10 protein-coding genes are annotated in these 12,468 nt (G+C 58.1%); 4 read left to right on the plus strand and 6 right to left on the minus strand.

Annotated elements, in window-relative coordinates; translation table 11 throughout:
* Positions 1–127: 127 nt before the first annotated feature.
* Both K0H47_RS03870 and K0H47_RS03875 read right to left on the minus strand, forming a co-directional pair.
* Entirely contained in the window at positions 128–1,753 is a 1,626-nt protein-coding gene (locus K0H47_RS03870; protein ID WP_063028219.1) for a methyl-accepting chemotaxis protein, read from the minus strand.
* Between the two features lie 147 nt (positions 1,754–1,900).
* Positions 1,901–2,905: an amidohydrolase family protein gene (locus K0H47_RS03875; protein WP_219272029.1), complete on the minus strand. Its 1,005-nt coding sequence runs from the start codon at positions 2,903–2,905 to the stop codon at positions 1,901–1,903.
* Between the two features lie 140 nt (positions 2,906–3,045).
* Between K0H47_RS03875 and K0H47_RS03880 the strand changes: the two genes are divergently transcribed.
* Together K0H47_RS03880 and K0H47_RS03885 are read left to right on the plus strand one after the other, a co-directional pair.
* Positions 3,046–3,462 carry an OsmC family protein gene (locus K0H47_RS03880; protein WP_017477540.1) on the plus strand — a complete coding sequence of 139 codons (417 nt, stop codon included), beginning with the start codon at positions 3,046–3,048 and terminating at the stop codon, positions 3,460–3,462.
* Positions 3,463–3,526: 64 nt separating this feature from the next.
* The gene (locus K0H47_RS03885; RefSeq protein WP_017477539.1) at positions 3,527–4,399 is read left to right on the plus strand and encodes a pirin family protein; all 873 of its coding nucleotides are present in this window, start codon (positions 3,527–3,529) and stop codon (positions 4,397–4,399) included.
* Positions 4,400–4,534: 135 nt separating this feature from the next.
* Here K0H47_RS03885 and K0H47_RS03890 read toward each other — a convergent pair whose 3' ends face one another.
* The 4 genes from K0H47_RS03890 to K0H47_RS03905 all read right to left on the minus strand — a co-directional run bounded on the left by K0H47_RS03890 (position 4,535) and on the right by K0H47_RS03905 (position 8,249).
* Complete coding sequence (locus tag K0H47_RS03890) at positions 4,535–5,263, minus strand: dienelactone hydrolase family protein (RefSeq protein ID WP_063028214.1); 729 nt, start codon at positions 5,261–5,263, stop codon at positions 4,535–4,537.
* 66 nt (positions 5,264–5,329) lie between these two features.
* Positions 5,330–7,234 carry a molecular chaperone HtpG gene (gene htpG / locus K0H47_RS03895; protein ID WP_063033923.1) on the minus strand — a complete coding sequence of 635 codons (1,905 nt, stop codon included), beginning with the start codon at positions 7,232–7,234 and terminating at the stop codon, positions 5,330–5,332.
* An 89-nt stretch (positions 7,235–7,323) separates the two neighbouring features.
* Positions 7,324–7,776: a PaaI family thioesterase gene (locus tag K0H47_RS03900; RefSeq protein ID WP_063028212.1), complete on the minus strand. Its 453-nt coding sequence runs from the start codon at positions 7,774–7,776 to the stop codon at positions 7,324–7,326.
* Positions 7,773–8,249 (minus strand): PaaI family thioesterase, encoded by a 477-nt coding sequence (locus K0H47_RS03905; protein ID WP_063028210.1) that lies wholly within the window; start codon positions 8,247–8,249, stop codon positions 7,773–7,775. The genes K0H47_RS03900 and K0H47_RS03905 overlap by 4 nt, the downstream gene beginning before the upstream one ends.
* Before the next feature lie 158 nt (positions 8,250–8,407).
* Here K0H47_RS03905 and K0H47_RS03910 point away from each other — a divergent pair, with 158 nt between their 5' ends.
* Both K0H47_RS03910 and K0H47_RS03915 read left to right on the plus strand, forming a co-directional pair.
* Positions 8,408–8,650, plus strand: a complete 243-nt coding sequence (locus tag K0H47_RS03910) for a hypothetical protein (RefSeq protein WP_017477534.1) — start codon at positions 8,408–8,410, stop codon at positions 8,648–8,650.
* A 244-nt stretch (positions 8,651–8,894) separates the two neighbouring features.
* On the plus strand, positions 8,895–12,428 hold the full coding sequence (locus K0H47_RS03915) for a dermonecrotic toxin domain-containing protein (RefSeq protein ID WP_219272030.1): 3,534 nt from the start codon (positions 8,895–8,897) through the stop codon (positions 12,426–12,428).
* Positions 12,429–12,468 lie beyond the last annotated feature (40 nt).

Consider the following 12,468-nt stretch of genomic DNA (forward strand, 5'->3'; position numbering starts at 1 on the left):
GCCCTTTGCTTACTTTGGGCTGGGCCGGCATTCCGGCTTTTCCAAAGTGAGCCGCTGTAAGAGCGGAACCCTAAGTGGCCGTAACCTAAATAACGGATATACACCCCACTCTCCAAAAAACACGGGCCTAAACCGAAAACCTAGCCACCATCGTATTGAGATCCACCGCCAACCGCGACAACTCCTGGCTCGCCGCACTGGTCTGATTCGCCCCCGCCGAAGTCTGCTGCGCCAAATCGCGAATATTCATCAAATTGCGATCCACCTCCCGCGCCACCGCCGCCTGCTCTTCCGAGGCACTGGCAATCACCAGGTTACGCTCGTTGATCAGCGTAAAAGCCGAAGCAATCTCCTCCAGCGCCGTCCCAGCCGACTTGGCGATATCCAGCGTCGACCGCGCCCGAGTATTACTCTGCTGCATAGAGCTCACCGCCTGATCAGTCCCCTGCTGAATCCCACTGATCATCTGCTCGATTTCCTGCGTCGACTGCTGGGTCCGATGAGCAAGCGCCCGCACCTCATCCGCCACCACTGCAAATCCACGCCCGGCATCCCCGGCCCGCGCGGCTTCAATGGCAGCATTCAACGCAAGCAAATTGGTCTGCTCGGCAATCGAGCGAATCACATCCAGCACCTTGCTGATGCCATACACCTTCTGCGCCAGGTCCTCCACCTGAGTCGCATTGGCCGTCACGTCATCCGCCAGGGACTCAATCGACAACACCGTCTGATGCACCTGCTCGCGACCATGCTGGGCAATACGGTCCGACTCACGGGACGCCTGTGAAGTGGCCACCGCATTGCTCGCCACCTCCTCCACCGCCGCCGTCATCTGGTTCACCGCCGTGGCCGCCTGCTCAATTTCCTGACTCTGCTGATGCAGCCCACGGGTGGCATCTTCCGTCACACAGCTGAGCTCTTCGGAAGCCGACGCCAATTGGCTGGACGAATCAGAAATACGCCGAATAGTTTCCCGCAGGCTCTCCTGCATGCTTTTCAGCGCCTGCTGCAAACGCGCCGGTTCATCCTTGCCGCTGACGGTAATCACACCGGTGAGGTCGCCGCTGGCCACGCCCTGGGCGACTTTCAGCGACTGGGATAACGGCAGCACGATGCTGCGGGTCAGCAGCAACGCCAGGCCAATGGTGATCAGTGCCGTCACGGCAATCATGCCCACCACCCAACTGCGCGATTGGGTGAACACACTTTGGGCCAGGCTCGCCGCCTGATTGGCGCTGACCTTGTTCAGTGTCACCAGCTCACGCAGGGTGCCGGCCAATTCATCAGCCAACTGATTCATCTCGCCGTTGACCACCTTGATCGCGTCTTCCAACTGGTTAGCCCGGGAAAACGCCATCACTTGCTCTTGGCGTTGCAGGTAGCGCGCTTCCTCGGCTTTAAAGCGATCGAACAGCACCCGCTCTTCGGGCAGCACAATCAACCCTTCATAGAGCGACTGGGCCTTATGCAGACCGTTTTTCAGTTCGGTGATTTTCTGTTCATTCTGCGTGATCGCCTGCGGGTCGCGGTTAAGCAGCAGACGCAACGTCAAGGCCCGCACCCGCAGCAGGTCCTGATTCATCTCGCCGACCGCCATCACGCTGGGCAGCCAGTTGTTTTCCACCTGGTCCGACTGTTGACGCATATTGCCCATCTGCAACAAGGCGAACCCGCCCAGGGCAAATACCATCAGCGCCAGCAAACCAAAACCCAGGCCGGCGCGAGGGGCGATATTCAGACTTCTGATATTCATGCTCGGATCCTTCCAAATGCGCTGCATCCACCTGCAGCGGGCTCTTGAAAGGTATCGGCGAAGAACGGAGTTTGCGTAAGACGAAAACGCGATATCAAAACGCCTTATGATCGCCCTGCCCCGGCTGTAGCGATTCAGCTAAGCCCATCACCTGGGCTTGGGCAGAATCGCCAGGAAATTGTCCCGCGCGACCTTTCTGGCCACGTCCTCAGGCAGCGCATCAAGGAACGGGTCAAAGCTGCGCATTTCCTTACCGAGCTTGTTGAAACGTCCTACCACGTCTGAGCCGAGCATGAAGCGGTCCGGGAAGCGCTCTACCAGCTTTATCCACTCAGGGCGTGGCTTTCCCGCCTCATCCAGCAAGTAAGGCGTGAGCACGCTCCAGGAGAGGTCGACGTACAGGTTCGGATAAGCCTCCAGCATGCGCGCCAGGGTCGGCAGCAAAAAATCCATCTGCGTCTGGTGCCGATGGATTTCCATGCTGCTGCCCGCGTGGGCCCAGATAAACCGGGTGTGCGGATGGTTGCGCAGAGGCTCTTCCATTTCCGCCAGGTACAACGGATTTTTCTCACGCTTGGAGGTGATGTTGGAATGCACCATCACCGGCAGATCATTCTCCGCCGCCAGGTGATAGATGCGGGTCATCGCCTCGTTGTTGGCCCTTGGGGTGTCGCCGGAGGTCAGCGCAGTCAGGTCGTCGTGACGGGTAAAGACTTCGCCGATGCCTTGCCACAGCCCTGGATTGAGGTCGAGCATGCGCTGGATGTGGGACGCGGCGTTTTTATCGTTGGGGTTGAAACCGCTGAGGAACGGGTGAAAGTGCTGGCGTTGTTCCGAGGCCAGCTTATTCACCGCATCGGCGACAAAGACGTCAGTGGCGCTGTACCAATACGCATCGGCATCGTCGCCGGCGTAATAGCGCGGACGCTTGGGTTCGTCTTCATGCCATTTCTTGGCCACGGGAATGCCGGAAATCATCACATGCTCGATGCGATTATCGGCCATGGCCTTGAGCAACTTGTCCATGCCCGCCGACTCCTGGAAGAAGTCGACGTAGTGCAGGTGTGCATCGCTGTAGGCATAGTCGCGGGCCTGCACCGCAAGGCTCGCGGCGGACAGTAAGAGGGCAATACTCAGGCGGGTCCGGCGCACAGGGGTCTCTCAAACAAGGGCTAATGAAGGTAGACCTCAGGCCTCATCCGTGGGTTCAGCGGTAAACAATGGGGAACACCAAGGTGCCAGCATGCTCTATAACTGCATGAGCTTCTTCCTGCCACCCTGTGAGGTTTGCCATGCCTGTTACCGTGAATACGCTGAACGCCGAAAACTTTCGTCACAGCGTCAACATCAATAACCATGAGCTGTTTACCGACCTGCCCAAGAGCCTGGGCGGCGACGATTCGGCGCCCTCTCCCCACGATTACTTCGATGCCGCGCTGGCGTCGTGCAAGGCGCTGACGGTCAAACTCTATGCGCAGAAAAAAGACATTCCGCTGACCGGCGTCACCGTGGAAGTCACCCACGACAGCACCGAAGAGCAAAAGGGCAAATACAAGCTCAGCGTCAAACTCACCCTCAAGGGCGTACTCACCGACGAGCAACGCGATGAACTGCACCGCGTGGCGGATCGCTGCCCGGTGCACAAGCTGATGACCACTGCCGAAGTCACCATCGAGACCAAGCTTTCGGAAGGCGCCTTCAGCCAGTAGCGGCAACCTCCCGTCGAGCGGGTTATGCTCAGGTCTATCAAACCCGCTCAGACTGGGATGCACCATGACCACAACGACCGTGATCCGCCCGCGTGCCGAAGATGTGGAAGGCCAACCGATCCTGCGCCCGCTGCCCTCCCGGCAATGCCGCAGCGTCGGGCCTTTCGTGTTTTTCGACCATATGCTGCAAACCCGTTATGCCCCGGGCACCGGCATGAATATTCGCCAGCACCCGCATATCGGCCTCTCCACCCTGACCTACCTGTTTGAAGGCGAACTCCTGCACAAGGACAGCCTCGGCTCCGACCAGTTGGTCAAGGCCGGGGATGTCAGCTGGATGACCGCCGGCAGCGCCATTGCCCACGTTGAACGTAGCCCTGAGGCGTTGAAGGCCAGTGGTTTCAGCCTGCATGGGTTGCAAGTGTGGCTGGCCTCGCCCAGGGAACATGAGCAAGGACCGGGGCACTACAGCCATCACCCCGCCGCCAGCTTGCCGGTGAGTGACAACCTCGGCGTGCAGATTCGCCTGATTGCCGGCAGCGGCTTTTGCCTCGAATCACCCGTGCCGGTGTTGTCGCCCACTTTGTATGCCGAGGTGCGGATGCAGACAGCTACGACGCTGCTGATCCCGGATGAGCATGCAGAACGGGCGGTGTATGTGCTGGAGGGTGAGGCGCAGTTGGATGGCGAGGTGCTGGAGGTGCATAGCCTGGTGGTGTTGCCGGCAGGCGAAAGCATGGCGCTGTTTGCCGAGACCGATTGCCATCTGGTGGTGTTCGGCGGCGCGGCGCTGGATGGGCCACGGCGGATTAACTGGAATTTTGTGGCGAGTGATCCTGCGTTGATCGAGCAGGCTCGGCAGCGTTGGGCGGCTGGGGATTGGCCGACAGTGCCGGGGGAAAGTGAGCGGATTGAGTTACCTGGAGGCAAGGCTTAAGCGCTTTATTGCTGGTGAAACAGCCTTCGCGAGCAAGCCCGCTCCCACATTTTGACCGTGTACACCCTGAAGGAACGCGGTCGAAAGGTGGGAGCGGGCTTGCTCGCGAAGGGGCCAGCTCAGGCAACCGAACTATCAGCCCTTGAACACTTCATCCAGCAAGTTATGCATCGACTGGAAGGCCCGTGCAGCGGTCTTCGCGTCATACATCATCTTGCCCGGCACATTGGCGTGCGGGTCGGTAAACGAGTGCACCGCACCGCCGTAGCTCAGCAATTGCCAATCAACACCGGCTGCGTTCATTTCATCTTCAAACGCCGGCAGTTGCTCTTTCGGCACCAACGGGTCGGAAGCACCGTGCAACACCAGCACGGAACCCTTGATGTTTTTCGCATCGGCCGGGTTCGGTGTGTCGAGGCTGCCATGGAACGAAACCGCCGCTTTCAACGGAGCACCGGTACGCGCCAGCTCCAGGGAGCAGCAACCACCGAAGCAGAAACCGAAGGTCGCCAGCTTCGAGGTATCCACCGCGGCTTCGGTCTGGGTTTTCAGGTGATCAAGTGCAACCTGCATGCGCTTGTTCAGCAGCACCCGATCATTCTTCAACGGCATCATCGCCGCGCCCGCTTCATCGCCATTCGAGGGGCGAACCGTTTGCCCGTAGAGGTCGGCGAGCAGCACCACGTAGCCCTTGCTGGCCACGCTCTTGGCGATCTCTTCAGCGCCGGCACTGACACCCATCCAGTTCGGCGCCATCAACAACCCTGGCAGCGGGCCCTTATGACTGGCATCAAACGCCAGGCGGCTTTCATAAGGCTGGCCATCAATCTGATAGACCACGGAACGCACGGTGATTTGGCTCATCATTTACTCCAGGTGAAAGGCTCTAGAACGAAAAAACCCGCCGAAGCGGGTTTTTCTACAACGGTGTTAAACCGACAGTTCAACCAACAGCTTGTTCAGTCGGCGCACATAAGCGGCCGGGTCTTTCAGGCTGTCGCCGGCAGCCAGGGCAGCCTGGTCGAAGAGGATGTGCGACAGATCGCCAAACCGCTCTTCGCTCTGCTCGCCGTCGAGTTTCTCGATCAGCGGGTGAGCCGGGTTGAATTCGAAGATCGGCTTGGAGTCCGGAACCTTCTGGCCGCTGGCTTCCAGGATCTGACGCATCTGCATGCCCAGGTCCTGCTCGCCGATGGCCAGGATCGCCGGGGAATCGGTCAGACGGTGGGAAACCCGCACTTCGCTGACAGCATCGCCCAAGGCGGTCTTGATTCGCTCAACCAGGCCCTCTTTGGACTTGGCCACTTCTTCGGCAGCTTTCTTGTCTTCTTCGGAATCCAGGTTGCCCAGGTCCAGGTCGCCGCGGGCGACGTCAACAAAGCTCTTGCCGTCGAAGTCGCTGAGGTAGCTCATCAGCCACTCGTCGATCCGGTCGGTCAGCAGCAGCACTTCGATGCCTTTCTTGCGGAAGACTTCCAGGTGCGGGCTGTTCTTGACCTGAGCGTAGGTTTCGCCGGTCAGGTAGTAGATCTTGTCCTGACCTTCCTTGGCGCGAGCCAGGTAGTCGGCCAGGGAAACGGTCTGCTCACCGTCGTCACCGTGGGTCGATGCGAAACGCAGCAGGCCGGCGATTTTTTCCTTGTTGGCGAAATCTTCTGCCGGGCCTTCTTTCATGACCTGGCCGAAGTTTTTCCAGAAGCCCTTGTATTGCTCAGGCTCGTTCTTCGCCAGCTTTTCCAGCATGTCGAGGACACGCTTGGTCAGCGCCGACTTCATGGAGTCGATGATCGGGTCTTTCTGCAGGATTTCCCGCGACACGTTCAGCGACAGGTCGTTGGAGTCGACCACGCCTTTGATAAAGCGCAGGTACAACGGCAGGAAGGATTCCGCCTGGTCCATCACGAACACGCGCTGCACGTACAGCTTCAGGCCTTTCGGCGCTTCACGCTGGTACAGGTCGAACGGAGCACGGGCCGGTACGTAGAGCAACGAGCTGTATTCCAGCTTGCCTTCGACCTTGTTGTGACTCCAGCTCAACGGGTTCTCGTAGTCATGGGCGATGTGCTTGTAGAACTCCTGGTATTCCTCGTCTTTGACTTCAGTACGAGGACGGGTCCACAGGGCGCTGGCACGGTTGACCACTTCCCATTCCTGGGCAGGCGCCTCTTCGCCTTCGACCGCCGCTTGCTCTTTCGGCAGTTCGATCGGCAAAGCGATGTGGTCGGAGTACTTCTTGATGATGTTGCGCAGGCGCCAGCCATCGGCGAACTCGTCTTCACCGGACTTCAGGTGCAGCACGATGCGGGTACCACGGTCAGCCTTGTCGACGGTGGCGATTTCAAATTCGCCCTCGCCTTTGGACGACCAGTGCACGCCTTCGCTGGCAGCAAGGCCGGCGCGGCGGCTGAATACTTCAACCTTGTCGGCAACGATGAAGGCCGAGTAGAAGCCCACGCCGAACTGGCCGATCAGGTGCGAATCTTTCTTCTGGTCGCCCGACAGGTTTTTCATGAAATCAGCGGTGCCGGATTTGGCGATGGTCCCCAGGTGGGTGATCGCATCGTCGCGGCTCATGCCGATACCGTTGTCTTCGAGGGTGACGGTTTTCGCGTCTTTGTCGAAGCTCACACGGATTTTCAGTTCCGCGCCGCCTTCCAGCAACTCAGGCTTGGACAGGGCTTCGAAACGTAATTTGTCGACAGCGTCAGAGGCGTTCGAGATCAATTCGCGAAGGAAAATTTCCTTGTTGGAATACAGCGAATGGATCATGAGGTGCAGCAGTTGCTTCACCTCGGTCTGGAAGCCCAGGGTTTCCTTTTGAGTTTCCACACTCATGGTCATCAAACTCCAATTGGATGGCAGTGGCCGCGCCCTTGAGGGTTGGCGGCGGGTTGTCATCAAAGTTGGGGGCTAAGACCAGGATTTCAAGGGCGGGCCGGTTCCTCAATCTTGAAATGTGCACGGGCGGTGGCAATCGGTTCGGCGGGGGTACTTTGCCATGCAGTAATCGCCACATTGGCTACTCGTCGGCCCTGGCGCCATACCTGGCATTTGGCGTAGGTGTCGCGAAACTGGCCGGCGCGCAGGTAATCCAGGGAAAAGTCGATGATTTTGGGTACGCCTGGTGCACCGGTGAATACCAGCAAATGCAACGCCGCGGACAGCTCCATAAAGCCGGCAATCACCCCACCGTGGATTGCCGGCAATATCGGGTTACCAATGTTGTCCTTGTTGGCCGGCATGCGGAACAGCAATTCATCCCCCAGCCGCGTGCATTCAATGCCGATCAGTTTGGCGTAGGGAATCAGGTTGAGCAGCGCCTCATAGTTGCCGCGCTCATGGGCCTGCTGCAGACGCGTCTTGAACTGATGCTTCATGGCTGTTCTCCCTTGATTGCATTGCCCAGGCCCTGGCTGCCCTTGAGGCGCTTGCCCATGCGCATGAAGGTGCCCACCACATGGGCAATCGGCTGCTGCGGGTCGTCCTGATAGGCGAAGCCGCGGGTGAAGATCACGTCGGTGGTCACCCGGTAACACTGGGCAAAACCGAATACCGGCTTGTGGGGTTCGGCCGGGTGCATGTAGTCGACACGCAGGTCCAGGGTCGGGCAGACCTCGAACTCCGGCAACACACATAAGGTGGCCATGCCGCAGGCGGTGTCCATCAAGGACGTGAGCGCGCCGCCGTGGATCACGCCGGTCTGCGGATCACCGACGATATGCGGTCCATAGGGCAGCACCAGCGTCATGCCATCTTCACTGGCGGCATGGACCTGGATACCCAGCACCTGGCAGTGGCGCAAGGCTGAAACAAAGCGCGTGGCACGGGATAAAAGAGGATTTTCGGTCATTCAGTCTGGACTCTTATTAGTGTTGACCCGCGATGTAGACAGTGCGGGTGAAAGTTCCTTGGCGGCTGTGGTTTATATATCTGTGTAATAAAAGGAACTAATGCTGAACCCCTACGCTCGAAAGGCCAGAAGATATCTTCAATAAGGAGAAACACCCCATGCGCAAGACTTTAGCTATTTCCATGATGCTGGCCGCTGCCCTCGGTCTCGCTGCCTGCGACAAGAAATCCGAAGACAAAGCCCAAGATGCTGCTGCACATTCTGAGCAAGCTCAGAAAGACATGGCGAAGGCTCAGGATAAAGTGAATGACGCTGCGAAAGAAAACGCCGATGCTGCCAAAGCTCAGGCCGAATCGAACGAAGCCGCCGCAAAAGAAGCAGCACCTGCAACCGGTTCTTGAGTCTGACGACTTGAACACCGTGGCTTGAAAAGCCAGTGTTGCAAAGAAAGCCCGCCAAGTGCGGGCTTTACTTTGTCTGCTGCTTTTATCGGCGCAGTAACGTGCGAAAGATCGGACTAAGCCTCAATTGGCCCGAGGAACCAGCCCCACATTTAGAATCACTCAATTAACGCCCCGAAGGTACGGAGCTCCGCCATCGCTGGAATAGAAGGGAATGCCATGCTACTTCAGAGATAGAACCACCATGCTCACCCCCTCCAAACCCTCCAGCCCGGTATCCACCCCACACCTTGCCCCGCCGCCCACCAACAAACCGACGGCGCCCACAAGGCCGACAGCGCGACAAATTACGCAACCTCATACAGCGGGCTTGAATCACAGTGATTTCGTCACCCCCGGAGTGCGCGGCATAACGCCGGTCGTCGCGGATACCAACCGCCCCGCCACCGTCACCACCCAATCCCAATTGATTGACCAGCACCGGAAACTGAACAAACAAATTACTGACCTGCTAAGCCACCAGACAACATTCCATCGATTTATTCAGGTCCAGTTGAAAAAAGCCTTTCCCGAGCTCGATTCAATTGATCCGAATTCCATTCACGTCAAAACGTACGGTCAAAAGCCCGGCGCAGAACGCATCCTGACATCTACACAAACGCTGTCCCAGGCACTGTTCGACAAGATCATGGAAGTGAACCTGAACGCACTCACCGGTTCGCCTGACAAAGAAACTGAAACCGCCTTTTATATTGATGCACCAGACGGTGGTGCTCAGCGCAAGCTCAAACCCCGTTGTTCATTGCTCACGATCGCCCAAAATATTGCGACCCGGCTTCCCATCGCGCTCAGCAGCTATTGGAAAAAACCACCCTCAGGCCTCGGGTCCCAAGCGCCACGACAAGAACAGTTGCTGGCCTTGCATAGGCAAATGCTCTCCACCGAGGCGGCGCTACGCGTTGAGGACGGGACACTCAGCCACCCCGGCAAACAGCTGATCGACACGGCCTTTCAGTACCCCACCCTCGCAGCACGCGAAGGTGCGTTTGCATCAGGCAGTCGCCCCGGGGTGTACCCCATCAGGATTAATGACAACACCCCCAAGGGGGCGCTTTTAGCCGGCTGCTTCCTTATCACCAGCAAAGACGGATCGTCAGCTGAAGCGCCCTACACAGCAACGGACATCCGAAATATAGGGCTCAACGCGCCTAACGGTCCCGTTGTGCTTTACACCCCCTGCGACGGTTTTGAGGAGTTCGCGACCCCGGCTGAAGCCCGTGAAGCCTTGTTACGCAGGATCAACGGTGATGAGGAGAAAGCAGGCGTACTGCTGAAAAGCTTGCCGCTGTCGGTGCAGCACAGTCGCAACCCACAATGGGGCGACGACTTGATGCTGGGGTTCGCGCCGGTATCGGGAGACGTGGTGGCCCAGGCATTGCCCTTGTTGCTGAAGCGCCAGGCAGATGAGGTTATGGAAACACTACAGTTCGCCTTCACCGCCGAGCCCGGCAAATATGGCACCGGGAATGTGCTGGATCCCGCAATCGCCACGGGCATCAATGACGCCGCCGACCTGTCGCTGCAATTTGATGGCAGCAATGCGATGCTCGCACGCAACGAAAAACTAATGGAAAAACGCCAGCCGCCATGGCTAAAAGAACTGACTCCGGAGCAGGAAGCCCGCTACCGGGAGCTTGAGCAGGCGGAGCAGACCAGTTTCTCCCGCCTGCAACCGCTGCTGGAGAAATTGCCCTCCCTGGGAGATTTTGCAAAAAAGCTGCTGCTCCAGGCACTGAAAGACAAACTGCAAAAGCACTACCCCAAGGAAGACGTCGACCCCGACAAGCTGATGGTCCGGGTCACGACAGAAAAATCCATAAACCTTCGTCAAATTGTGCTGCCCCGTATCCCTTTGCCGCCTACCACCGAACTGATATCGCTGACCGACCTGGCCCTGCGGAACACCTCGGCCTGGGACTTTGGCGTCTCACTGCTGTCCACCCAAACAACTTGGGAAGCAAACCTGGTCGGCGCCGACGGAAAACGCGTGACGCTGGATACGCAATGGCTTGAGGAGCTGATCAAGCCAGCCGATGTGGGTGGCAACTACCTGAGGCTGCTCGGTGAAAAGCTGGACCCGAGCGCCACATCGGGAGAGGCGGCGGCGTTGCGCAACGCCTGGAAGCATAACCAACAGGCGAGGCTGGCCAAGGACGCTTTTTTGACATCCCTCGATCCGGATGCCTATCTGAACAGGCAAAAAATCGCCGAGCAGTGGATCAACGCATCGATAGCCCATGCAGACTCCACCACATGGCCGGTTGTGAATGGGTCCTCCATTATCTCCCACCGTGTCGCAAGGGATGGAAAACCGGTTCAAGGCATGCTGGTCATCCAGCCAGCCGACCATCCATCGTTGGTGCTATACAGTCCGGACGCCCCCGACGGACGTCCCTTCAGGGAAATAGTCGGCCAGGGCCAACTGAACACTCTACTGGCCAAACCTGAGTGGCAAACCTATATGGACCAGCGGGTTTCACCTGCAGATAAGTACTCGATTCACGACAAACTCTTCATACACCCGGTCAACATGATCCTGAAGCAGCTGGCAGTCGACCATGAAGCCGGTATCGCGCTCAAACCGATCAAAAACTCCCTCGGCGAGCATCTCTACGCGCAAAACGTGGCCTTGGTGGCCGCCAAAGCCGGTAGCCAATTCATCACAAGCACTGAAGTAGCGGCCCAAAGCACCACCAACCAGCTGATATTTGCCGGCGAGGTGGCCATGTTGGTCCTGGACTTGATCCCTGTCACCAAAGGAATTTCCGCCGTCAGCAGGCTCTCAAAGGCTGCCTTGAAGGCCTTGCGCACTCCCGGGCGAAGCTTGCCTAAACTACTCACCCAGCCAGGCCAATGGGGCGCCGTCTATTCGGACTTTTCCATGGCCGCGGCAGGCCTTCCATTGCTTAGAAGAACACCGTTACGCCCGGTGTTCAGAGCGCCTACGCACGCACCTCAACAGCGCCGGCCAATCGCTGCTGGCAAAGCTATTGGGCCAAGCCGTCACGTCTCGCAGGCTCCGAGTACGTCACTCTCGGTGGCGCGCCCCTCCAGCCTCCCTACCCCGTTGCCAAACCCGGCTCGCCCCACGCAGCCGTTGAATCGGGGGGATCTCGTCGCTCATGCGCTGGATAATCAACTACGGGCAGGAAAACCGCTGAACGCCACCGGGCCACAGCACGTAGGTGAAAAAGGGTTGATCCGTTACACCGATAACTCAGGCACGAGCAGCACGTCCAACTTCGGTAGTCGGCAATCAACGCCGCCGGGTCAAAAACCACATCCCGTGTTGACCAATACCAAAGCTCGTGACCTGAATGCCGAGAAACACCTGGCCGGCGCGGCATTGAACCCCAGGGCTCCTCGAGCGGAACTGGTGTCGATCACAAAGCCGGAGGACCTGAACGTGGTATCGAAACCCAATACCGTCAGCAAGTTCGTCTTCACCCAAGACAAGCAATTGATCGTGGGCAACATCGACAAAGATGCGCCGCCAAAATGGTTATCCCATCCTGCCATCGCGGAAATCGGTGCCGGCAGTGGTCAATCAGGACAGGTGGTCAGCGCAGGCTACATCAGGAAAGACATCATGGGGAAAATCCACCTTTCCAATGTATCTGGACACTATCTACCTAAACAAAACGATTTGAAGCCTGCCCAGGAATATTTGAAGAACCTGGGCGTGGATTCGACAAAGAGCATGTTGCCGATCCCCTGAAACAGGCAGATTGTCCTGACTCCGCGCATAAAAAAGCCCC

It is taken from the genome of Pseudomonas sp. Xaverov 83, assembly GCF_019352905.1.
GTDB classification, from domain to species: Bacteria; Pseudomonadota; Gammaproteobacteria; order Pseudomonadales; family Pseudomonadaceae; genus Aquipseudomonas; species Aquipseudomonas yamanorum.